This is a genomic window from Thalassomonas sp. RHCl1 (assembly GCF_947387555.1).
Lineage (GTDB): Bacteria > Pseudomonadota > Gammaproteobacteria > Enterobacterales > Alteromonadaceae > Thalassomonas.
Window position 1 is genome coordinate 1 of sequence record NZ_CANDNZ010000009.1, and the last position, 23,682, is coordinate 23,682.

Genomic DNA, 23,682 nt, shown 5'->3' on the forward strand with positions numbered 1-23,682 from the left:
AAGTGAAACGCGTTAGCGCCGATGGTAGTGTGGGAGGTCCCATGTGAGAGTAGGACATTGCTAGACTCCTATTTAGAGAAGCCCGATTCGAAAGAGTCGGGCTTTTTGTTTTCTGCTCATAAATTTTTATAAAGGCAATGCGGCATTCTCTTTTCTGTATTGCTTAACTCTTCTATATCTATCTGGGCTTATTCCTACACCATTAATGTATGCCAAAGTTGATAGCGGTTCTGCTACTGCGACCGCGCTAAATGAATGAGGATGTGTTAACGACAAGGCGATATATTCAGGTGTAAAGAGTGCTGTCCATATCCCCAAAAACCTCAGAAAAAAAGGCCAATTCACTGTTGCTTTAACCAGTAAATTAGCCTTTGATTAATAGTGCCTACAGCAAGCAGAGTAACATCAGTTGTAGCACAAGTCGCAACCCCTAAGTGTACGAGCACTAAGGGGTCGCTAACCAAAACGAACTTATAGGAGTCCGTCATGGCTGAATATTATCATACGCCAGAGCTTAGCTCGGCAAAAGGAAAATATCCCACCTCACGTCAACTCACCGTACTGGAAACCACCTGTGAAACGCCGGTAAGGCCAAGGGGCATTGGTATTAACTATGTGCCGGTTAACCTTGAACCTTGTCTTGTCCTGCGGGGAAAGTGGTTTAAGGAAGCTGGATTCGTTATTGGGGAGAAGGTTACCGTGACCATTAACAAGGAGCAATTGGTGATAATACCGAGTAAGACTTTGCCGGGTTGTTAACTCATCATAGGCAAGTCTGGCTGCTGCACCTTATAATCGGTGCAGCAGTTGCTGTACAGTCATTAGCGTAATTGCTTACTACTTGTTTGCTCTGCATCAGAAATAACATTTAATCCTGCATCTTTGCGGTTAAATTGTTAAAATCCCCCTTATTCTTTTCAATAAAGTAACTTCATGGCAATTAACTGGTTTCCCGGGCATATGCACAAGGCCCAAAAAGAAATAAAAGAAATCCTACCGACGATTGATGTGGTGATTGAAGTTTGTGATGCCCGGCTGCCTTTTAGCAGTGAAAATCCGATGATCACTGAGATCCGTGGCGATAAGCCGCTGATTAAAATCCTCAATAAAAGCGACCTGGCAGATCCGAAATTAACGGCGTTGTGGCTGACTTATCTGGAATCGCAGCATAATGTAAAAGCGATCGCCTTAACCACGGATAACCCGGCGATAGCGAAAACTATCCCGGGGATAATACGCAAGCTGGTACCTAATAAGGACGAAGCCGGTAAACAGATCAATGCTGTGATCATGGGCATACCCAATGTCGGGAAATCCACCCTGATCAATACCCTTGTCGGCAAAGCCAAAGCGAAAGTTGGTAATGAACCGGCAGTTACTAAAGGACAGCAGCGTATCCGCCTTGAAGACGGGCTTTACCTGTTAGATACTCCGGGCATGTTGTGGCCAAAAATAGTTAATGAAAACAGTGGTTATCGCCTGGCGGTCTCAGGCGCTGTTAAAGACACTGCTTTTGAACATGATGATATCGCCTGCTTTGCTGCCGAATATCTGCTACAGGCTTATCCTGAGCGTCTTACTGAGCGTTATAAGCTGGATGAGTTGCCTGAGCAGGAAGTTGAACTGATCGAAGCGCTGGGTAAACGCCGTGGTTGTGTCAGAAGTGGCGGTCATGTCGATTTTCATAAAGCCTCAACTATATTGATTAATGAAATTCGGGATAAAACCCTGGGGGGGCTGACTTTTGAAACCCCGGAAATGATCGAGAAAGAGCAGGTGCATTTCGCCCAATTGCAAGAAGAAAAAATTGCTGCGCGGGAAGCTAAAAAGGCAGCGCGTGGTCGCGGTCGTAAGAATAAGCGCTAGGTTATTATTAGTAAAGAACGAAGACTAAAATACCAATAGCGAAATGTTAGCAGCCATAAACAGAGAAGGTGTGCGAGATGTCAGATAATTTTAACCTGGATCCTCAGCTGGCCAACGACAGTGTTGAGTTGATGGACTTTCCTTTATGTAAGCTACTGTTAGCCAATGACAGTAATTATCCCTGGTTTATTCTGGTGCCGAGAGTTGAGGGGATTACCGAGATATTCCAGCTTGAGTGGGAAGATCAGCAGCAGCTGCTTAATGAGTCCAGCCTGTTAAGTGAATTCTTAGTGCAGGAGTTTGGTGGGGATAAAATGAATGTCGCCGCCCTGGGCAATGTGGTCGCCCAGCTGCATCTCCATCATGTGGTGCGCTTTAAAACGGATATCAGCTGGCCTAAACCTGTTTGGGGCCAGCATGCTGCGGCCCCGTATAGCAGTGAAGAGCTGGAAGCCCTAAAAGCGAATTTGCTGCCTAAGTTAGCCAGCATCTTGCTTGGCTAACTTAATGTAGCAGTCTTAAGGTCTAAGCAACGTCCTGGTGTTTATCCTGGTTGTTGATTTGCTCTAATGACTGTTTCAGATCGGCGATTAAGTCGTCGCTGTGCTCCAAACCGACCGAGATGCGGATCAGGGTGTCGCTGATACCCGCTTCCAACCTTTCTTCCTGGGTGTAAGGAGAATGGGTCATAGAGGCAGGATGCTGTATCAGTGATTCGGCATCGCCTAAGCTTACCGCGATAGAAAACAGCTTCATACGGTTAATAAAAGCTTCTCCGCCTTTAAGGTCACTCTTGATCTCAAAGGCAATTACGCCACCGGCAGCTTTCATTTGCGAGCCGATAAACTTATTGCCGGGATGGTTTTTCAGGCCGGGGTAGTATACCTGGGCAATATTCTCATGAGCTTCTAAAAATTCAGCGACTTTCTGGGCATTCTCACAGTGACGCTCGACACGGATCGGCAAGGTTTTTAAACCACGTAAGATTAACCAGGCGTCATGCGGGCTGATGGTAGCCCCTATGTCTTTTAAGGCCGTCATCTTGATGTTCATGATCATCTCACTGCTGCCGCAGATGATACCGGCAACAACATCGCCGTGACCATTCAGGTATTTAGTGGCACTGTGAACCACAATATCGATGCCGAACTGACCCGGTTGCTGCAGTACCGGGGTTAAGAAGGTATTGTCGGCAATGGAAATAATGTCGTGCTTTTTGGCGATAGCGGCAATGGCGGCTAAGTCCAATACCACCATATTCGGGTTGATCGGTGTTTCCAGGAAGATAACCTTGGTATTTTCCTGAATGGCGTTTTCGATGTTCTCTGGCTCTGTCATATCGACAAAGGTGACCTCGATACCAAACTTGGTCAGCATATGGCTCATCAAGGCATAGGAGCAACCATAAACGGCCTTGGAAGAAATGATATGATCGCCGCATTGTAAATTGGCCAACAGGGCGCCGGATACCGCACCCATTCCGGTTGCCGTAGCGGCAGCATCTTCCATGCCTTCCATTGCCGCTACCCGCATTTCTAATTGTCTGGTGGTAGGGTTGCCTAAACGGCTGTAAATATAACCTTCGGCTTCGCCGGCAAAGCGGTCAGCGCCTTGTTTGGCATCATCAAAGATAAAAGTAGAGGTCTGGTATAAAGGTGTTGCCAGTGAGCCGAATTGCTCGTCATTAATGCGTCCTGAATGAATGGCCTGGGTTTCAACATGTTTACTTGTGGTCATGAAAACTTCCTGAAGTTGTGCACTGATCTTGATTTTTGTTTTTGTGCATAGAAATAATTACCCTGCTAATGCAAGTTAATGGCCATCTGGTTAAATTTAAATAAAATCAATGGTTTATGGTTGCCTTTCTCTGTGGTCAGTTAATTTTGTACTAAAAATATTACAAAACGGCTTGCTGCATTGGTAGCAAGCGATAAAAGTCGCCTTTAAGCCATATAAAATAGCTAAGTTTGCTTTGTAATATATTTATTACGTTGTACTATTAATATTACATGCATTACTGATTATTGAAGAATAAGGAAAGCTCCTGATGAGATTGGAAATAAAGTCAGCGGATCGTATCGGTATCAGTCAGGAAATTCTGTCGGTTTTTTCACAGCAGTTATGGAACCTCAGAGCAATAGAAGTTGCGACCTGTTTTACCTATGTACATATTGAACCGGATGATGTCTCCCTCGACAAAATCCGCTCCTCACTGGCCAAGGTTGAAGGTATTTTGCAGTGCCGGGAAATTGACTTATTACCCTCTGAGCGCAGGGAGAACCATCTGCAAACCCTGCTTAACCGCATCCCGGATCCCATTATCGATATTGACGAGCAGGGGATTATTTTAGCGATAAATCAGGCGGCAAAGAAGCTGATCGGCAATAAGGCGGATAAACTTGAAGGGCAGGACATCACCTCTTACATCGAGCTGGATCACAAGATTTTGGCCAGCGATAAAGCCATTACCACAGAGATCAATTTTGCCGGAACATCTTATATTGCCGACATTAGCCCGGTAATTGCCGATGCTGAAGCAGAAGCCAAGGTAACCGGCGCCGTGATTGTATTGCGCAGCATGAATACCCTGGGGCGGCAAATCTCCCTGATGCAAACGCGTAATGACCAGGGAATAGAAAATGTTATTGGCCAGTCGGCGAAAATGAAACTCTTGATCGAGCAAACCTTACGTTTTGCCGATTTAGAGTTACCGGTATTGATCAGCGGTGAAACCGGCACCGGCAAGGAACTGATAGCCCGTGCCATTCATAATGCCAGTAACCGGGCAAAAGCGCCGTTTCTTGCCATTAACTGTGCCGCTTTACCTGAGCACTTGCTGGAAAGTGAGTTATTCGGTTATGCCGGTGGTGCTTTTACCGGTGCACAAAAAGGGGGTAAACCGGGCTTATTCGAACTGGCGAATGGCGGTACCGTTTTTCTCGATGAAATCGCGGAAATGTCCATTTATCTGCAGGCGAAATTATTACGTTTTTTACAGGATTTTCGCTATCGTCGTCTCGGCGGCACTACCGAGCTTAGCGCCAATGTCCGTATTATCAGCGCCAGCCATCAAAACCTGGTGGCTTTATCGGCCAAGCAATTGTTCCGGGAAGATCTTTATTATCGCCTTAATGTCCTTAGTCTTGAGCTACCGGCGTTAAGAGACAGGAAAGAGGATATTGTCCTGTTAACACGCCATTTTATTGGCAATGCCGCCGCGCAGGTAAATCAGCAGGTGCCGGATATCAGTGAACAGGCCATGGCGATTTTGCAGCATTATCACTGGCCGGGTAATATCCGCCAGTTGCAAAACGTTCTGTTTCGCCTGGTGGCTCTTAATACCAAAGCCATAATCGAGCAGGAAGATTTGGCGGATCTGTTGGCGCAATCCTCTGATCAGCAAGCTCAAGCGGTTAAAGATTATTCTGATACCCGGGATTGGAAAAGCGCCCAGGCGGCGTTTGAGCATGGGCTGTTAACTCAGCTGTATCCTTTATATCCGACTACGCGTAAGCTGGCGAAACGATTGAATGTTTCCCACAATAAAATTGCCATGAAATTGCGTGAACATGGTCTGGATTAGCGAGTTTGCATGGGGAAGGGTGGTTAAGTTGCAGAAAAGAAGGGCGCAGCACTTAGCTCCGCCCTTTTATTTTCCTGGTAATATTTACCTCTTAGCTGGGGATAGCGGCAGAAGGTTGGGGCTTTTTAAAAGCCTGGTAGCAGTATAACAGGCTAAAGGCCACAATCAGGGTTAAGGGAAACAGCGTCAGGTTGGATAATACCGTTTGTCCTGCCACTAGCTCAGCTTGTGTTGCTGAAGCTTGAGTGGCCAGTGCCTGGTTCCTGGCATCGTCTATCCAGCTGCCGATCACCGGATTCCACATGCTGACGGCAAACATCCCCATGCCGCCGATCACAGATAAGCCTATAGCCCCGGTTTTCGGGTTATTCTCGGCGACAAAACCTAACATAGTGGGCCAGAAGTAAGTGACACCCAGGGCAAATAATATCGCGGCGGGATAAACCGTCCAGCCACTGGCCAGGCTCATGGCATAAATGCCTGTGGTGGCAAGTATTGCCGAAGCCAGCAGTACCCCGGCGGGATTAAGCCTGTGGATCAAGGGGCCGGCAAAGTAGCGGCCAAAAGCCATTAATCCGGTGATCAAGGCCATGATCAACATAGGGGAGGCACCGGAAGCGCCGAGCATTCTTTCTATCCATTGTTGGGTGCCTAATTCCGTGGTGGCGGTTAAGGTCATACAAATGAGCATAAACAAAAACAAGGGCGAAGCCAGTGCTTTGATATTAGCCAAGGTTGAAGTTGTGGCCCGGTCCAGCGGCGGAAACTCCTGTTTGATCACCAACAAGCCATAAATCAGGGCGGGCAGCAGCATGACGGCTATTTGCAGCTGCCAGTTCAGTCCCATATCTGTCATCAGCTTGGAAATCAAGGCGCCGATGACAATGCCGCCGGGAAACCAGACATGAAAACGGTTCAGCATGGTCGTTTTGTTGTCCGGGTAAAGGGCTGTGATCAGCGGATTACAACCTGCTTCCACCGCGCCATTGGCAAAGCCGATGAAAAAGGTTGAAATTAGCAGGCTCCAGAACCCGGTGGCATTGATGGTGAGGACTAAGCCAAGCAAGTGGCAGATAAAGGCGGCGATAAGTAATTTTTTCGCACCTATGGTATTGTAAATAACACCGCCTATCAGGGTGGCCAGCGGGAATCCTAAAAAGGCCATGGAATTGACCCAGCCAAGTTCTGCGTCGGACAAACTGAAATCCTGGCCAAGCTGGGTTAAAATGCCGGCGCGGATGGCAAAGGTCATGGCGGTGACCATAAGGGCAATACAGCTGGCGGTAAATAGCCTTGAAGTTTGTTTGCTCGTTTCTGACATCTGGCTCTCCTTTATTGTTATTTGTTGTTTTAAAGGGGGGGTTATAAACCAAGCAGGCTTTTATTTAACTGCTCGTCGTTATCAACCGCGGCAAAATCATCGAAGGCGGTTTGTGTCGGATTGATCAAATGCTCGCGGATAAATTTTGCCCCTTCACGGGCGCCATCTTCCGGATGTTTAATGCAGCACTCCCATTCCAGTACCGCCCAGCCGTCAAAGCCGTATTGGGTTAGTTTGCTGAAAATCCCTTTGAAATCTATCTGACCGTCACCGAGGGAGCGGAAACGTCCGGGGCGCTCCTGCCAGGGCAAATAGCCGCCATAAACACCGGCGCGTCCGGTGGCATTGAATTCAGCGTCTTTAACATGAAATGCCTTGATGCGGCTGTGGTATATGTCGATAAAGGCTAAGTAATCGAGCTGTTGCAACAGGAAATGGCTGGGATCATAGAGAATATTGACCCTGGGGTGATGCCCGGTGGCCTCCAGGAAGCGTTCAAAGGTAACACCGTCATGCAAATCTTCCCCCGGATGTAGCTCATAACAAACATCAACACCGGCCTGGTCAAAAGCATCTAAAATCGGCAACCAGCGTTTTGCCAGCTCGGCAAAGCCCATTTCAACTAGTCCCGGCGGGCGTTGCGGCCAGGGGTAGAGGGTCGGCCACAGCAGGGCGCCGGAGAAGGTGGCGTGGGTTTTCAGGCCCAAGCGGGCACTGGCCTTGGCGGCATCTTTTAATTGTTGTGTGGCCCATTCGGCTCTGGCGCTTGGGTTGTTTCGATAAGCTTGTGGGGCGAAGCCGTCAAACATTTTGTCATAAGTTGGATGAACCGCCACCAGTTGTCCCTGCAAATGAGTGGAGAGTTCGGTGATCTTAAGGCCAAACTCGTCAACGGTTTGTAAAACCTGATCGCAATAGTCCTGGCTGCTTACCGCACGCTCAAGATCAAATATTTTGCTGTCTGAGGTCGGCAGCTGGATCCCCTGATAACCTAATTCGGCTGCCCAGCGGCAGATACCAGCCAAGCTGTTAAAAGGAGGTTGCTCGCTGAGGAATTGGGCCAGGAATATTGCCGGTCCTTTGATTTTATGCATGTTTGTCTCCTTGAGGGGGAGTAGATAGTTCTTCATTCGGTAATAAGGAAAATGGGTGCCATTTCAGATCCGATTGGCTGGCGGCGACAACATTTTCAATAAAAGCCATGCCACGCACCGCTTGATAGATCCCGGGTACATCCAGGTGACTTTCTGTTGCCTGGGGATTTTCGCTATCGCCATTCAGGCGCGCTCTTACTTGGCTAGCAAATCCGCGGTAGAGGTTGGCGAAGGCTTCTAAATATCCTTCCGGATGTCCCGCCGGGGTACGCAGGATTGCGGTCGTAGCTGGGGCCAGATCACCTACCCCGCTACGGATGAGTTGGCTTGCCTGGTTGGGAAATTTCATCAATAAGCTGTTAGGTTCGAGTTGCGACCAGTCCAGGCTGGCGTGTTCGCCATAGACGCGGATCCTGAGGTTGTTTTCTTCACCGACACATACCTGGCTGGCGAGCAAGACACCATGGGCGTCATTATTAAAACGCAGCAGCACAGTGCCGTCATCGTCTAACATTCTGTCTGGTACATTGGTGGTTAAGCTGGCACATAACGCCGTGATTTCCAGCCCGGTAATATATTCTGCCAGGTTGGCGGCATGTACGCCGATATCCCCCATGCAGCAGCTGATCCCCGACCGGGCAGGATCTAAACGCCAGGCTGCCTGCTTACTTTGTTCATCGTCTTTGGATGCCAGCCAGCCTTGGGGATATTCCACTACCACTTTTTTAATTTTGCCAAGAGCCCCCGCAGCTACCCGGCTTTTGGCCTCTTTCACCATGGGATAGCCGGTATAGGTATGGCTCAGGCCGTAGAGTCGTGATGATTGCTTGACGATAGCTTCGAGTTCAAGCGCTTCTTTTAAGGTTAAGGTTGCGGGTTTATCCGACATTACGTGAAAGCCAGATTCCAGTGCCAGTTTGGCCACGGGGAAATGCAAATGATTCGGCGTCACTATAACTACCATATCCATGCGTTTGTCTGCGGGCAGTTGCTGTTCCCGGGTAAACATTTGCTGGTAACTGCTGTAGCAGCGCTCCGGGTCCAGATACAGGGCTTTGCCGGATTCAAGCGAGCGATTGGCATCTGAGCTGAAAGCGCCGCACACCAATTCTATTTCATTGTCCATTTGCGCGGCTATCCTGTGTATCGCCCCGATAAAGGCACCTTGGCCGCCGCCGACCATACCCATTCTGATTTTTCGCATCTCGTCGTCACCTGTTATGGTTTTACCTTTTACCGGGAAAGGTTATTCGGTAAAAAGCGTTTTATTTATGATAAAAGCGCTGACGAATTAGTGTTAAGATGAAATCGGTTTTCTATACGACAAAATCGGCGTTGTCTGTTTTATCATCAGGGGACTCAGGCAATAGTTAAGCTAATAACTGAGACAATAATTTCTAATCGGGTATCACGTATGACAACGAAAGGTGTTAAAGCACAGGGCGGGGATGACTTTCTCCAACAGTTATCGGTTAGCCAAGTCATAGAGATGTTTGACCTGATGCCGGATATGCTGTTTTGGCTGAAAGACGCAGAGGGTTGTATCCGCTACGCCAATCAGTATTTCCTCGAATACCAAGGGCTGGACGGTTTATCCCAGGCGCTTGGCTGTAGTGATTATGATTTTTCACCTCCTCATATTGCCCGGCAGTTTGTGGTGGATGATCAAAAAGTGATGCAGGGGGAAGTAGTGACCAACCGCCTGGAAATGAACAGTGAAAGCACGGGTGACATTTCCTGGTTTATAACCTCTAAGCGTCCACTTTATAATGACAAGGGTCAGGTGATAGGCTCTTATGGCATTTCTCGCCATCTGGAAAAAACCTCGATTGCTATCTCTTCCATGGAAGCGTTAAAGGTGCCGGTAGACTACATCCGCAAACATTATATGCGGCCTGTTACCCTTAAGGAGCTGGCACGGGCAAGCCATTTATCGGTCAGTGCGCTGGAAAGGCGCTTTAAGAAATACCTGAAAAAGACGCCGAAACAATTTATTAATGAGGTGCGTCTGGAAAATGCCCGGCGTTTACTGGTGGAAACGGCTTTACCTATCGCGACAGTTGCCAGCGAAAGTGGTTTTAGTGATCCCAGTTATTTCAGCCGGCAGTTTTACCGGCTGTTTACGCAGCTGCCTTCCGAGTTTAGAAAAAGCCATTGCCGGAAAGCTCAATAACCCGTCATGGATTGACCGCTAGTGCTCCAATAAGCCGTATAACAGCTTTTTGACGTATTGGGGTTCAAACGGTTTGTCGCACAAGGCATTGACGCCGTCCTGCTCAATATTGGCCAAATGCGCCATTTGACTTTCACTGGTGACCATCACCACAGGCAGATGGGATTGCTGGCTTTGTTCGCGGATATAGCGGGTCAGCTCTCGCCCGTCCACTTCGGGCATATTAAAGTCGGTGACCACGAGATCAAACATATGATCTTCAAGCAATTTAATTGCATGACTGCCGTCGACGGCTTCGGTGACTTTTTTCAGGCCTAAATTATTCAATACCCGTTTGATATGATTGCGTGCCAGGCGGCTGTCATCCACCAGCAACACCCGGATCTCGTGGACATCAAAGTAGTCCAGCTCGAGTTCATCCACCGACAATAAATCCAGGGTATTGTTAATGGCGGAGGTCAGATGGTCGCGGGTAAAAGGTTTTGGCAGCAGGGCAACCACGCCGGACTGTTTAAACTCTTCCAGGTGTTCGCGTTTGTGCTCACTCGTGACCAGCATAAAGGCAGTATCGGTAAACTTATCATCAGCCCTGATTTGGCGCAGTAAGTCTAATGCCGTACCCTGCTCGAAATACATGGCGCTGGCGATTAAGTCATGGGGGTGGCGTTGCATGATCGCCATGGCCTCTTCGACGGATTTCGCCGAAGATATTTCATTGACCCCTTGCTGCTGCAATTCATTGATAATAATTTTTCGCTGGGTATCCGACGGTTCCACCAACAGGATAGACAGCTCTTTTGAAGTAATTGATTGCATTGGTTATTCCTTTGTTATACCAAGAGAGTAGCAAAAATGCCGTTAACCACCAATAAATTTAACTTTATAGCCATTTTTTTCCAATACCTGCTTGATGGCATCGCGTTTGTCCCCCTGGACTTCAATCACATCACCAACGACACTGCCACCGCAGCCGCAGGTTTTTTTGATTTTGCTGGCAAGATCTTTTAGACCTTTTTCATCCAGGCCAAGACCTGTGATGGTGACTACGCCTTTGCCTTTACGGCCTTTGGTTTCACGGCGTACTTTTGCGGTGCCGTCTGATGGTGTGACTGCTTTGCTTTGCTTTTGTTCCTTGATGCGACCTGAATCGGTGGAATAAACCAGGGTTGAGTTGTCGTTGTTCATGATGTCTAACCTGTGTTAGCGGGGGATTGAATGCGGCAAAAATGCGTTATTTTATGCTTTTTGTCAATGGAATTTTATTAGCTGAAACCAGAGCACCAGTGAAAATAGCGGCAGTAGTAGCTAATTGCACTTTTCTGGAGTTAGCTCCTCTAAAGTTGGGAGCTTGCATAATGAAGCTTAAGCTTGCTTTAGTGCCTGTTTAGCGGCTTTTTGTAACCGCCCGATAGTGACGTCAAATACCCAGCGGATAAATTTATAGGTAAATTCAATTGGTACATAAGCCCCTTTACCGGCAAAAACCAGCATGTAGCCTAATACGGCTTTTAGTTGTTCTTCAAGGCCTACGATTTTTCCTATATTCACTAGAGTTTTAGCCATAATGTCGTAGACAGTGCCTATGGATGTTCCCATAACTTGCAAAGAAGCTATTGTGGTTGCAGCGCCGCCATCTATCATGAGTGTCATTAGAGCGGCAGCAATTTTATCTGCCCAAAAGGTTGAATAGGTGGTCTCAGTGCGATTTCGGTAGTTTAACACTACACGTTGACTTACCGAGCTTGCCGTCTGACAGTGTAAACTTTCCCAGTCACTATGATTTGCTGTTTTAATATATGCAGGCCCTTTTTTCATAGAATGTGCGCTGGTATCTATGCCCTGAGCGCGGGAAAGTATATATTCCTGGCCGTTAATTGGGGCGTGATAAAAGGGCCATACAGGCATTTTAGGTACAGGATCTGCCCCATGTACACAGCGAAACATTTTATCTATTCGTGCACTGTGGTGAATGGCGAAATTTTTCTTGCCTACACGAGGAGCGCCAAAGGTATACAAGTAGATGGTATTTTTAAATTCAGCCTTAAGCCAATCTGCGGTTAAGGCAGCCAGCGCACCTCCCAGGCTGTGGCCCACGCAATGGATAATACTATTGCCATTAATAATTCCTGGCTGGCTAAAATAGGTATATAAGCTTGCTCTAAAAGATGCAAATGAACTTTGAAAACCGGTATGTACAGAAGCTCCGGTATCACTATTAGTGCTATGGCAGGTGATATCTGTGAGAGTGTCGGCTAAGGAATCAGTGCCGCGAATGGCAATAATATGATCATTGCTATGCTGCACACTATGGCCTTGGCCTATTAAGACAAAGCCGGTTGCTTGGCGACAGAAAAAACCACCCGAAGTGCCGGTATAAACGTGTTTTGATAAGTTGAATTTGAAATGTTTTTCGGTTTCAGGGTCAAGCTCCAATGCTATTCCTTCAGGAACTGGCCCTTTAATATCATAAGCGGCAGCGGCAATATTTGATGCTACGCGTGGGGAGATGGTGGCCATATTTCATCCTTAAAATAGTGTTATCTTTTGCTTAAGCGCACATCAGGTTATTTCATCATAAGAAGTAATCAGTTCATTATTATAATAGGTTGAGATCAGCTCTCCCTGCCAATGGCATATGGAACCTACGACCTGCCGTGGCAGGCCGCCATAATCTGTGGCATCAATAAGATGTTTTACTTTTTTATTTTGTAAGTCGGCATTGAGCTGTAGTAACAAATCAGAGAGTGGTTGGATTGGGTCCCAGCTCTTACTGGTTGACCAGAGAAAATAATAGTCGTCACCCTGAATATCCTTTATATTTTTTTCAATATAAATGGATTGTAAAACCGGCATATTCTGGCCGAAGATATCACCAGGCATCCGTGATTTAATAACTTTCCTCTCAAATGAAAATCTGCCATCAGTATCGGTTATTGCGTATTCTGTCTGTTCTTTGCCTTTTTCGTAGCCTTCATAAATAAGTTTACGAGTTACCCGTACTCCTGCCACTGCCTGGCCTTTATCAGTAACTCGGCCGCGTACCTGAGGAGACATTTCCACCTCGTATCGCTTAAATAGACCGAACATGGCTTTGGGCTCTATAAAAAAGTAGTATTAAATAATACAGCATAATGCAGATAAGCTCTTGAAATCTTATCTGTAAGAAGTTTTTTAATGTTGGGAAGTTGTTCATCCTGAACAAAGTAATTTCCTAATTGATGTTAGTGTGCCTTAAATAAAAAGAGTATGGGCAGGCAGATCTATTTTATCAATGAATTATAGATAAAAGTTGCCGAATGATTATGTGTTTGATTGCCGTTGAGCCTCAGTGCTTGTAATACTACAACCTTTGTCAAACAGCCACAAAGTTAGTTAGAATCTCTCTGCTATCAGTGACATACACTTGAGGAAATTACCCTATTTTTGCTTTTTGAAATCAGCAAGCTTTTAAAAGCATAAAGTTACATAGGTAAAAGAAAAGCCACCGCGAGGGTGGCTTTTTTACTTGAGAGAAAAGCTAAACTTACAGTTTGCCTTCCAGCTCAGGTAAAGTTTCGAATAAATCAGCTACTAAACCGTAATCGGCTACCTGGAAGATAGGTGCTTCTGGGTCTTTGTTAATCGCTACGATAACTTTAGAGTCTTTCATACCGGCTAGATGCTGGATGGCACCACTGATACCTACGGCGATGTAAAGGTCAGGGGCAACGATTTTACCTGTTTGACCAACTTGCATGTCGTTTGGTACGAAACCGGCATCAACTGCGGCACGTGATGCACCGATAGCGGCGCCCAGCTTGTCGGCAATACCTTCAAGTAATTTGAAGTTGTCGCCGTTTTGCATACCACGGCCACCTGAAATAACCACACTGGCAGCACCTAAGTCAGGGCGCTCGGAAACGGTTAATTCATCGCTGACATGGCTTGAAGTACCGGCGTCGGTTGCCTTATCTAAAGCAACGATTTCGGCATTGCCGTCGGTCGCTACTGCGTCAAAACCTGTGGCACGTACTGTGATCACTTTTTTGCTGTCCAGGCTTTGTACCGTGGCAATTGCGTTACCGGCATAAATAGGACGAACAAAAGTATCGGCGCTTTCTACGGCGATAATGTCAGAGATTTGCGTAACGTCTAACAGCGCAGCAACACGTGGCATAAAGTTTTTGCCTGTGGTTAGCGCAGTGGCAACGATATGGTCATAATCGGCAGCCAATTCTGTTACCAGTAAGCTGACGTTTTCTGCCAGTTGGTGCTCGTAAGCGGCGTTATCGGCCACTAATACTTTAGCAACACCGTTTACCTTGGCGGCTTCTTCAGCAACGCCCTGACAGTTGCTACCGGCAACTAACAGGTGGATATCGCCACCCATGGCTTGAGCGGCGGCAACCGTTTTCAGAGTCTCGGCTTTTAATGTTTGATTGTCGTGTTCGGCAAATACTAAAATACTCATGAGATCACCTTGGCTTCATTTTTTAACTTTTCAACTAACTCATCTACGCTTTCAACCACGATACCCGCTTGGCGCTCGGCCGGAGGCGTTACTTTCAGTAAGTTGGTGCGCGGGCTTAAATCGATACCAAAGTCGGCGGCAGATTTAACATCCAGTGGCTTACGTTTGGCTTTCATGATGTTAGGCAGTGAAGCGTAACGAGGTTCGTTTAAGCGCAGGTCGGTAGTGACAATCGCCGGCAGGTTTAGGGCTACGGTTTGCAGACCGCCGTCAATTTCACGGGTTACGTTGACTTTATCGCCGTCAACTTTCACTTCAGAGGCAAAAGTACCTTGAGGCATGCCGGTTAATGCTGCCAGCATTTGACCGGTTTGGTTGTTATCGCTGTCGATAGCCTGCTTACCTAAGATCACCAGCTGTGGTGCTTCTTCTTCAACCACTTTTTGCAGCAGTTTGGCAACATTTAACGAGTCAAGTTGCTGGTCGGTTTCGATTTGAATGGCGCGGTCGGCACCCAGGGCTAATGCGGTACGCAGCTGCTCCTGGCTGGACTTGTCACCGATAGTGACGGCCACGATCTCTGTGGCAACACCGGCTTCTTTTAAGCGAACGGCTTCTTCTACGGCAATTTCACAAAACGGGTTGATCGCCATTTTTACATTAGCGAGATCAACATTTGAATTGTCTGATTTAACGCGAACCTTGACGTTATAGTCAATGACACGTTTGATCGGTACTAATACTTTCATCATAGCCTCTGATTGTGCTTGTTGGTTTTTAACTGTTAAAATTGAGGCGAATTGCCAAATTTCAACTTATATAATTTGAGTAATAGCTCGAAAGACTACTCACTGATTACGTGTACGTCAACGTAATCTTGGTGAAAACTTTCACTCGTGTTGAGCGAAAACAACAATTGCAGATAATTTCTCTGCATCGGGATAGTATTTCAGCGTAAAATATCTATATAATGAGGCATATTATCAAACAAGCGTTTGAATTTGTATACCGGATAAACAAAAATCAGAAAAAAGGGGGGATATAATGGAACGCGAATCGATGGAATTTGACGTTGTCATCGTAGGTGCAGGCCCGTCAGGGTTAGCGACGGCATGCCGTTTAGCACAAATGGCACAAGAAAAAGAACAAGAGTTAATGATCTGCGTGGTTGAGAAAGGCTCAGAAGTTGGCGCACATATTCTCTCAGGTGCCGTATTCGAACCCCGTGCTATGGATGAGCTTTTCCCTGACTGGAAAGAAAAAGGTGCGCCGCTCAATACCCCGGTCACCGGAGATGACATTTATCTTCTCAACAGCGAAAGCAATGGCATCAAGCTGCCGGGCTTTGCGCCGCCTAAAACCATGCATAATGACGGCAACTATATTGTCAGCATGGGTAATATCTGCCGCTGGTTGGCAGAGCAGGCAGAACAATTGGGCGTTGAAATTTTCCCCGGCTTCCCGGCCCAGGAAGTTTTGTATAACGACGACGGCAGTGTCGGCGGTGTGATCACCGGCGATATGGGCTTAGATGTTGACGGTAACCCGAAAGATTCGTTTATGCCGGGTATGGAGCTTAAGGCAAAATACACGGTCTTTGCCGAAGGTTGTCGCGGCCATTTAGGTAAAGAGCTTACCGCTAAGTTTAACCTCGGCGACGGCAAGTCTCCCCAGCATTACGGGATCGGCTTTAAGGAAATCTGGGATATCGACCCGGAAAAACATCAGCCGGGCTTAGTGGTACATACGGCAGGCTGGCCGCTGGATAAAGAAACCGGCGGTGGCGGTTACCTTTACCATGCAGAAAACAACCAGGTATTTGTCGGCATTATTATCGACTTAAATTACAGCAACCCGCATTTAAGTCCGTTTGATGAATTCCAGCGTTATAAGCATCACCCGAAAATCAGCCAGTACCTGGAAGGGGGCAAGCGTGTCTCTTACGGCGCCCGCGCCATTGCCAAAGGCGGTTTAAATTCTCTGGTGAAAATGACCATGCCGGGTGCGGTTTTGGTCGGCTGTGATGCCGGTACCCTGAACTTTGCCAAGATCAAAGGTAACCATACCGCGATGAAATCCGGCATGATTGCAGCGGAAACCATCTTTGCCGCCCTGGCCGGCGGTGATGAAGGCGGTAAAGATCTGGTTGCCTATGAAGAGAGCTTTAAAAATTCCTGGGTATATGAAGAGTTATACAGCACGCGTAACTTCGGCCCGGCGATGCATAAGTTCGGTACGTTCTGGGGCGGGGTATTCAATACCGTAGATCAGAACTTCTTCAATGGTAAGTTGCCGGTTAACTTCAAGGATGAGTCGCAGGATCATGACCAGTTAAAACTGGCCTCTGAAACGCCGGTGATTAATTATCCGAAACCGGATAACAAGCTCAGCTTTGATAAACTTTCTTCGGTATTTTTATCCAATACCAACCATGAAGAAGAGCAGCCTTGTCACTTGAAACTGGCGGATAAAGATATTCCTATCAAGGTGAACCTTGAGAAATATGGCGAGCCGGCGCAGCTTTATTGTCCTGCCGGTGTGTATGAAGTGGAGAAAACAGAAGAGGGCGATAAGTTTATTATCAATGCTCAAAACTGTATCCACTGTAAGACCTGCGATATTAAAGATCCCAGCCAGAATATTACCTGGGTAACACCTGAAGGTACCGGCGGACCGAATTACCCGAATATGTAATTCTGTAGCTAAACAGCCCATTAAACAAAAAGCTCCTGAGATACCATCAGGAGCTTTTTTTATACAGGGATGTATTTCAGCCTGCCTTTGAGGTAGGAAGGGCTCCCTGCGTAAGCTAAATGCTTACATCCTGTAAGCACTCCTGCGATGATATGGAAGAGGAAAGCAGGGTTATACAGGAATAATTCAACATGTTTTCTCTGAGTTGTCCGGTGATGATGCCACAGTCATTTGCATGACGAAATGATACTTTTCTTTTCTGAAAAATGTTATCAACTTGTATTTATAAAGCTACTCCCTCTGGTTAACCAGTCAACACGTTTGCTGATATTTTCATCATATAGCGTCAAATTTCAGCCTTTTTTGCGAACTTAATCGAAAAAAAACGACATTTTAGGAGAAAAAAGCGACAACTTTAGTTACGGCTTGTTTACAAATCGGACCTGCTGTGATGATATGCAGATTCAAGGATATCTTGAAGTAATACTCTAAAAGGATAAGAGAAAAATGAAAAAACTACCCACATCTTTAATGTTATTGCTATCAATGACGGCATTTGCCGGACAGGCCAGCACTATCACTCCAGCAGAAGCTAAGCCGGTTTCATCACAGGTAAAAGCCAAGGCGAATTTAACCACAAGCAAACGTTTGATGGCACAGGATATTAGCCGCCAGTACAGCAAGATTTCATCCTTGCTGCACAGTGAAATCACTCAATACAACCTGAAAGTCAATGTTGATAACCTGCTTAATGCCAATGTTATGGATACCAAGCAGTTACAACAGGCTGATTTATCCATTAAGTCGGCGAAAGGCCTGGAATCGGTCACTGAGTCTCTGGTTGAATTGCGCCTGGCACATGAATCTATGCTGGCTGCTTGGCAGGCGGGTGAATCTCCGTTATTTGCTTTTGCCCCCGAAGGCAATGACAGCCAATGGGATTATATTGAAGCTTATGATGTTGACGGCAATATCGAGCTGTTAGATGCCTATGAGATGCCTGAGCGTCCGGTATTTGTTGTTGGTGTCGACGGACAGCGTTCATTAAAAGAAGGTCTGCAGGTGATGCGTTCGGTATTTGCCGGTGAGGGCCAGGTGAGTAAATCAGCATTACGCTCGGTATCGGCCAACGCCAGCATCATGGCCGACGAAGACAGTTTGTCGACTACAGTGATCAAGCATATCCGCTTAAATGATGACCAGGAGCCCTGGATTTCAGGTGATGCTGAAATTTATGGCATAGTCAATGGCGTAGATCCGTCAAGAGACGAGCCTTACCTGGACATCGTCGATATGCCTTATCTGGATAATGACGGCACCACTTACTCCCCGAACCAGATTGCTATTTATTGGGACAGATATCGCTGGAGTGCCGCGGATATGATCCTGATGGAGCATGATGACGGTACTAACTATAAAGAGCTGGCTACAGCCTTATTAGAAGCGGCAACGGCGATTATGCGCTTAATCCCGGATCCTGCGGTTCAGGGATATGCCATTATTCCTCAGATCACCAACGGTATCATCAGCGCTATGCCGGATGCCTGGTTCACCAATGATGATGACTATGTTGATGTCTACTACACCTTGTTTGAAGGCCGTACTTATAATGATCATATGGGCGCCGGCGGTAATGCCAAGACGACTTTTGAGCCACTGACAATACCGTCACGTTAATCCTACGGCTTAACGAATAGCTTTATTTGTTGAACCCGCTGTTGTCGTTTGATAACAGCGGGTTTTTAATGAGAGTTTTTGAAGGAGTTTGCTGACAGGTCCGTAGCGGTCTTGGCTATCAGCTTTTTGTATCGATAAGGGCAAACTGGCTAAGCTGGGGGATTTGCTGTTTCAGCTCCTGCTCTATTTTATTCAGCTTGATCAACCCCTGGCAAAATTGTGCGGTCTTTTCATCCAAGATGCTGGCATGATGGCCCATTTCCTGTTTAAGCTCTTGAGAAAAGGGGGCCAGATGCTTGTCCAGGCTTGTTATTTTAAGTTCTGAACTTGAGGTCGGCCTTTGCTCGCTTTTGCCGTTATTGCTTGCGCCGGGAAGCCCTTCATCCTTACTGTTGATCACCCGTTCGACCTGGTTTAACAGGTTACCTACCGATGCGGAAATGACTTGTTCGAGTTCAACTTCAAAATCGCCGGTAAATAAATCGTCAAAATTGTCGAAGTCTTGCGGGGCAATAAAATAATTTTGCTCGCTGTGGTTAAATCTTTTATGCAGGCGTATCTCGACTTCCCTGAACTTTTTCTGAATTTTTTGGTGGGCGGCGCTGTTTTCCCCGGTTAAGCCGGCGATGACTTTATTGACCGCTTTAAGCCCCAGCTCCAGGCCGTTGATGGCAATGGAGACAATTTCCGGGACTTGCTTGCGGATCCCTGAGCTATATTGCCCGAGCAGGGCTTGCTGCTCTTCGGTCAGCTGGATTTCCCGGCCGCCGATAAAAAGTTGCCGGGGAGTATTGATTTGTAAAATGGTGCGGTCATGATCAAGCACGCGGATATGTTTGGGGTTGATCACGATACCATGGTTAATATTGATATTACATGGCGCGGCATTCGCCGCGGCACATGAGAAAGCGCTAAGGATAAAGCCAAAGGTAAGGCACTTCATTTTATCTTGCCTGTTGATTGTTTATGTCAGCGAGTCGGTTGTTAACTATGTACAATCGGCTCTATATGAATTTTTCTATCTTTAAACAACATCTTACTTGGACCGTATTCCCGTTTGCTGCGGTCGCTGAAATCACCTATGGTCAGTTCCACACCATGAAAAAGTTTTTCGGTGGCTTCGACATAAACCTTGCCCATATAGTCCTGAATTGTTTGCTCTAAGGTTTGCTTTTCCTGCAGCAGTTCTCCCATACGCTTGGCATGGAACTGATAAGTAGCGACAACCTTGCTCAACATCTCAGGGTTGGCCTTATCTTTGGGCAAGGCTTTTAATTTCGTGGTGGCAGACTTTAATTCATTGGTTTTATCTGAATCATTTTTTAAACGGGTTTCAACATCATCAAGCTGCTCTCTTAATGTGTCAAGTTTTCTTTCGAAATGGACCAGGGTATTACTGCCGGCGGTAGCACCGACTATGCCTGCGTGTACTGAGCTCACGGCCTTAATGAAGCCGCCGATTAACTTACCGTCGGCTTTTTCTTCATTGCCGACCCAGAGTTTACCGCCGATATCGACAATGGAATGCATCAGTTGATTTTCAATGCGGACATCGCCATCGCAGTAGATTTCCGCATATTGGCAGTGCTTGGCGTAAATATTCCCCTTGGCATTGATATTGACACTCATTTGTACTTCGGTCACCTGCCGGGTTTCCAGGTCCTGTTTGCGGCCTATGATACCGCCGGAAATGGTGATGTCGCCGCCGGCTTTTAAAATAGCCGACTCGACAAAGCCGCCGATGGTGATATCGCCGGTCGCCGAGACCTTCATGCCTTCACTGACATCGCCGTCGATAATGACACTGCCTTCAAAAATGATATGGCCGGTGCTGACATCGACATTTTTAATTTTATAGACTTCATCAACCTCCATGCCGTTTTCAATCACCTTGGGCAGGCCGACTTTCTTGGAGATCAGGATATTGCCGTTTTTAGGGCTCAACTCAGTGCCTTCGCCGCACTTCATTTCAATATCATTACCCGGAGTCGGCTCTAGCGGCTCGGCGGTGACTTTATAACCGCGTTTTCCTTGCGATAAGGGGACTTTTTGCACCAGGGGATCCCCGACTTTAACACAAATAATATCCCCTAAATCCCGCATGTCGACGCTGCCGTCTTCGCGTTTTTTTGGTTTTAAAATACGGGCCTGGGCACTTTGTACCAGGTGTTTGATTCTGGCGTCCTGCCCGTCGATCGGCAATTTCCCGAGGGCTATCTCGTTGGAGACCACAGTGCCAGCCGGCTCTTTGGCGGCTCTTTGAGCCAGAGCAACCAGTTCTTCCTTGATAAAACCTTTTTTCACGCCGGACTCTTGTGCGGCATTAAGGATGGCTTTGGCTGACAGGTGTTTACCGCCGAGGGCGGTAGTGATTTCGGCGGTGGCCGTCATGGCGTCACTGTCTAATGAGATGGTGACGCTGGCGTCGCGCCGCTCCAGGATTTGATAACGGATTTCTCTGCCGGTTTTTCCCGCCTGTAAAGGCTTTAAAACATCGTTGAGCTCGGCAACGGCATTTTTAATGTTGGCTTTTTGTACATGAAGATCTGTGTACTGCGAGGCGGCGATTAATTCTAATATGCCGGCTTCGGTAATTGCATCCCCACCTTTGACCGGTTCTAATACCAGGTCGATATTCTCTTTGGCGTTGCTGACTAAACTGGCCTTGCTCATGGGGTTAAACTCCGAAACTACTTTTTATTGTTATTATTGGCATTAGTATTAGTGGTTAAATATAGTTGTCCTGATGAATACGGATGAAGTTCTTAGTACCGGCTTTAGAATAATCGATTTTATATTCTTTATTGTCCAACGCCTGAACGAACACCAAGGTTTTTTCTTCCCCAAAGACTTCGATAGAAGCCAGGTCAATCACTTCCTGGTAGGCTTTTTTCGCTTCAGAGCGTTTACCCGGTACCGGGCCTTTGTAGATGCCTATGCCTCTGTGGCTGACAATCACAACCTCATGGTCACCATTGACTATTAATAAGTCAAACTTTCTAATTTTATGAATTAAGGTGTTGCGACCACTGGTGATGAAATTTTTATCAATCAAAATATTCCCCTAGTTATACTGTTTGCCTGGCTGACGCTTAACTGCATAATAATACGTGCCAGCGAACTACTTCTTATGCTTTAACCTTTCGAACTCTTATCCCTCGAATTATTACCCTAATACCGGGCCCAAGTAAAGCAAGCTCGCCAGTTTGCTATCAGATAAAGCTTTTACTCTGTAATTAATGTGTAAATATTAATCTTAATTCTGGATCTGTTCAATCATCTTATACAGATATAATAATTTGATTTGTGAAGCATTATACCCGGGATGATATAACAGCTTCACATCAGATTCTTTGATTTATAATATTAGCTGAACTTTTTTAGTTTTTTTATTTAAAACTCCTTTCAATCAAGTAATTAGCTGGATCATCGCAATCATTGAGCGATCGTCTGATCAAATCCAGGCCAATGGCTGCAACATAACGCTGAAAAGCAAGCCGGGTGCCGGGGATTAAAAAGCAATGGCAGTTAAGCTCGGTTTTGCTTCCCCAGGCGATCCAGACTGTGCCGACCGGCTTTTCTTTGCTGCCGCCTCCCGGACCTGCAACCCCGGAAACCGCGATCACATAGTCTGCCGCCGACTGCTCCAGCGCACCTTCGGCCATGGCCAGTATAGTTTCCCGGCTAACGGCGCCGTGGTTTGCCAAAATTTGGGGATCTACTCCCAGCATTTGGCTTTTCATGTCGTTGGAGTAAGTCACAAAGCCGGCTTCAAAGGCTTGGGAAGAGCCGGGGATTTGTGTGAGTAAGCTGGCGATCAGGCCACCGGTACAAGACTCTGCCGTGGTAAGGGTTTGTCCTTTTTCGATTAAGCTATCAAGGACGTGCTGTGCCAAACTTTTTGGCGGACCATCAATTTCTGCGACAATATGATGCCCTAATAAGGCCTTAAGCTTTGCTATGCATTGTGCTTTTTCAGCATCGGCGGTGGATGAACGGGTGGTTAACTTCAGCTCCAGTAAGGGATCGCCGGCCCTAAAGCCCAGTTCAACATTGTCGGGCCAGGCGGCAAGTTCGTCGTGGATAAGTTGCTGCAGTTTAGACTCGCCGAGGCCAAAGATCTGAAATTTAGTGATCTGTGTTTTATTTTGGCCGGTTGTCTTTTCAGCAAAATCCGGGAGAACTTGTTCCTCTAACATAACTTTCAGCTCAGCAGGTACTCCCGGGGTGCAATAGATTTCACAGCCGTTGTGGCTGATTTTAAAACCGACGGCGCTGCCGATGCGGTTGGCAATAATGTCACAGCCTTCGGGTAATAATGCCTGCTTTAAATTGGCCGGGTTCAGTAGGGTATCTCTTTGCTGGCACCAGGATACCAGATGCTGATAGGCCTGCTGATGTTGCGCTAACGGCACATTCATCGCCTGTGCCAGTGCCTGTGCGGTAAAATCGTCTGTGGTTGGTCCTAAACCGCCATTAATGATCAACACATCCGCTGTTGTGCTCATTTGATTGATTTCTGCTGTGAGCAGGGATAAGTCATCACTGACGGTGACTTTACGTTTGATCTCTATGCCTGTTTCCGCCAATTCCCGGGCGATCATGGCGGAGTTGGTATCGACAACATCCCCGTTTAATAATTCGTTACCGGTGAGCAACAGTTGAACTTTAATTTGTTTCATTGTCTGTCCATTGTTTTAATCAAGAGAAAAGGCGATGGTGCTTTGTCTGGCATTTTATCGGTCGAAAAATTATTTTAAACTGATTTAAACCTTTTTTAATCCCCCTTACATCTAACTGGATAAATATTTTATAAAAGCCAGG

At 46.7% G+C, this 23,682-nt stretch carries 21 protein-coding genes; 7 read left to right on the top strand and 14 right to left on the bottom strand.

Going from position 1 to position 23,682, the window contains the following annotated elements:
* The first annotated feature begins 486 nt into the window (after positions 1-486).
* The 3 genes from QL234_RS21845 (at position 487) to QL234_RS21855 (ending at position 2,369) form a co-directional block, all read left to right on the top strand.
* Complete coding sequence (locus QL234_RS21845) at positions 487-759, top strand: SymE family type I addiction module toxin (protein WP_281559891.1); 273 nt, start codon at positions 487-489, stop codon at positions 757-759.
* A 174-nt stretch (positions 760-933) separates the two neighbouring features.
* A complete protein-coding gene (gene ylqF / locus QL234_RS21850) occupies positions 934-1,866 on the top strand; it encodes a ribosome biogenesis GTPase YlqF (protein WP_281559892.1) in 933 nt (310 codons plus the stop codon).
* A 77-nt stretch (positions 1,867-1,943) separates the two neighbouring features.
* The gene (locus tag QL234_RS21855) at positions 1,944-2,369 is read left to right on the top strand and encodes an HIT domain-containing protein (protein WP_281559893.1); all 426 of its coding nucleotides are present in this window, start codon (positions 1,944-1,946) and stop codon (positions 2,367-2,369) included.
* Positions 2,370-2,391: 22 nt separating this feature from the next.
* Here QL234_RS21855 and megL read toward each other — a convergent pair whose 3' ends face one another.
* The gene (gene megL / locus QL234_RS21860) at positions 2,392-3,603 is read right to left on the bottom strand and encodes a methionine gamma-lyase (protein ID WP_281559894.1); all 1,212 of its coding nucleotides are present in this window, start codon (positions 3,601-3,603) and stop codon (positions 2,392-2,394) included.
* Positions 3,604-3,913: 310 nt separating this feature from the next.
* Between megL and QL234_RS21865 the strand changes: the two genes are divergently transcribed.
* A complete protein-coding gene (locus QL234_RS21865; RefSeq protein ID WP_281559895.1) occupies positions 3,914-5,449 on the top strand; it encodes a sigma 54-interacting transcriptional regulator in 1,536 nt (511 codons plus the stop codon).
* Between the two features lie 91 nt (positions 5,450-5,540).
* Here QL234_RS21865 and QL234_RS21870 read toward each other — a convergent pair whose 3' ends face one another.
* Genes QL234_RS21870 through QL234_RS21880 form a run of 3 tightly spaced genes read right to left on the bottom strand, consistent with a single transcriptional unit; the run spans position 5,541 to position 9,068 of the window.
* Positions 5,541-6,770, bottom strand: a complete 1,230-nt coding sequence (locus tag QL234_RS21870; RefSeq protein WP_281559896.1) for an MFS transporter — start codon at positions 6,768-6,770, stop codon at positions 5,541-5,543.
* 41 nt (positions 6,771-6,811) lie between these two features.
* Entirely contained in the window at positions 6,812-7,864 is a 1,053-nt protein-coding gene (locus QL234_RS21875; RefSeq protein WP_281559897.1) for a sugar phosphate isomerase/epimerase, read from the bottom strand.
* Positions 7,857-9,068 carry a Gfo/Idh/MocA family oxidoreductase gene (locus QL234_RS21880; RefSeq protein ID WP_281559898.1) on the bottom strand — a complete coding sequence of 404 codons (1,212 nt, stop codon included), beginning with the start codon at positions 9,066-9,068 and terminating at the stop codon, positions 7,857-7,859. The genes QL234_RS21875 and QL234_RS21880 overlap by 8 nt, the downstream gene beginning before the upstream one ends.
* A gap of 210 nt (positions 9,069-9,278) precedes the next feature.
* On the opposite strand from QL234_RS21880, the gene QL234_RS21885 reads away from it, so the two are divergent.
* Positions 9,279-10,037 (top strand): AraC family transcriptional regulator, encoded by a 759-nt coding sequence (locus QL234_RS21885; RefSeq protein ID WP_281559899.1) that lies wholly within the window; start codon positions 9,279-9,281, stop codon positions 10,035-10,037.
* Positions 10,038-10,055: 18 nt separating this feature from the next.
* Here the strand turns inward: QL234_RS21885 and QL234_RS21890 are convergent, their stop codons facing one another.
* The 6 genes from QL234_RS21890 to QL234_RS21915 form a co-directional block, all read right to left on the bottom strand.
* Complete coding sequence (locus tag QL234_RS21890) at positions 10,056-10,853, bottom strand: response regulator (RefSeq protein ID WP_281559900.1); 798 nt, start codon at positions 10,851-10,853, stop codon at positions 10,056-10,058.
* A 42-nt stretch (positions 10,854-10,895) separates the two neighbouring features.
* Positions 10,896-11,222 (bottom strand): stress response translation initiation inhibitor YciH, encoded by a 327-nt coding sequence (locus tag QL234_RS21895; protein WP_281559901.1) that lies wholly within the window; start codon positions 11,220-11,222, stop codon positions 10,896-10,898.
* A gap of 177 nt (positions 11,223-11,399) precedes the next feature.
* Positions 11,400-12,554, bottom strand: a complete 1,155-nt coding sequence (locus QL234_RS21900; protein WP_281559902.1) for a lipase family protein — start codon at positions 12,552-12,554, stop codon at positions 11,400-11,402.
* A 42-nt stretch (positions 12,555-12,596) separates the two neighbouring features.
* On the bottom strand, positions 12,597-13,091 hold the full coding sequence (locus QL234_RS21905; RefSeq protein ID WP_281559903.1) for a carboxypeptidase-like regulatory domain-containing protein: 495 nt from the start codon (positions 13,089-13,091) through the stop codon (positions 12,597-12,599).
* 469 nt (positions 13,092-13,560) lie between these two features.
* Positions 13,561-14,487 carry an FAD-binding protein gene (locus QL234_RS21910; protein ID WP_281559904.1) on the bottom strand — a complete coding sequence of 309 codons (927 nt, stop codon included), beginning with the start codon at positions 14,485-14,487 and terminating at the stop codon, positions 13,561-13,563.
* On the bottom strand, positions 14,484-15,236 hold the full coding sequence (locus QL234_RS21915) for an electron transfer flavoprotein subunit beta/FixA family protein (RefSeq protein WP_281560133.1): 753 nt from the start codon (positions 15,234-15,236) through the stop codon (positions 14,484-14,486). Before QL234_RS21915 ends, QL234_RS21910 begins: the two co-directional genes overlap by 4 nt.
* A gap of 295 nt (positions 15,237-15,531) precedes the next feature.
* Here QL234_RS21915 and QL234_RS21920 point away from each other — a divergent pair, with 295 nt between their 5' ends.
* Positions 15,532-17,181, top strand: a complete 1,650-nt coding sequence (locus tag QL234_RS21920) for an electron transfer flavoprotein-ubiquinone oxidoreductase (protein WP_281559905.1) — start codon at positions 15,532-15,534, stop codon at positions 17,179-17,181.
* 507 nt (positions 17,182-17,688) lie between these two features.
* The gene (locus tag QL234_RS21925; RefSeq protein ID WP_281559906.1) at positions 17,689-18,858 is read left to right on the top strand and encodes a DUF3103 family protein; all 1,170 of its coding nucleotides are present in this window, start codon (positions 17,689-17,691) and stop codon (positions 18,856-18,858) included.
* 118 nt (positions 18,859-18,976) lie between these two features.
* Here QL234_RS21925 and QL234_RS21930 read toward each other — a convergent pair whose 3' ends face one another.
* From QL234_RS21930 to QL234_RS21945, 4 genes are all read right to left on the bottom strand, one after another.
* Entirely contained in the window at positions 18,977-19,801 is an 825-nt protein-coding gene (locus QL234_RS21930; RefSeq protein WP_281559907.1) for a DUF2884 family protein, read from the bottom strand.
* A gap of 41 nt (positions 19,802-19,842) precedes the next feature.
* Positions 19,843-21,531: a FapA family protein gene (locus QL234_RS21935; protein WP_281559908.1), complete on the bottom strand. Its 1,689-nt coding sequence runs from the start codon at positions 21,529-21,531 to the stop codon at positions 19,843-19,845.
* A 55-nt stretch (positions 21,532-21,586) separates the two neighbouring features.
* Positions 21,587-21,913: a hypothetical protein gene (locus QL234_RS21940; RefSeq protein ID WP_044832967.1), complete on the bottom strand. Its 327-nt coding sequence runs from the start codon at positions 21,911-21,913 to the stop codon at positions 21,587-21,589.
* A gap of 334 nt (positions 21,914-22,247) precedes the next feature.
* The gene (locus QL234_RS21945; protein WP_281559909.1) at positions 22,248-23,540 is read right to left on the bottom strand and encodes a CinA family nicotinamide mononucleotide deamidase-related protein; all 1,293 of its coding nucleotides are present in this window, start codon (positions 23,538-23,540) and stop codon (positions 22,248-22,250) included.
* Positions 23,541-23,682: the final 142 nt, after the last annotated feature.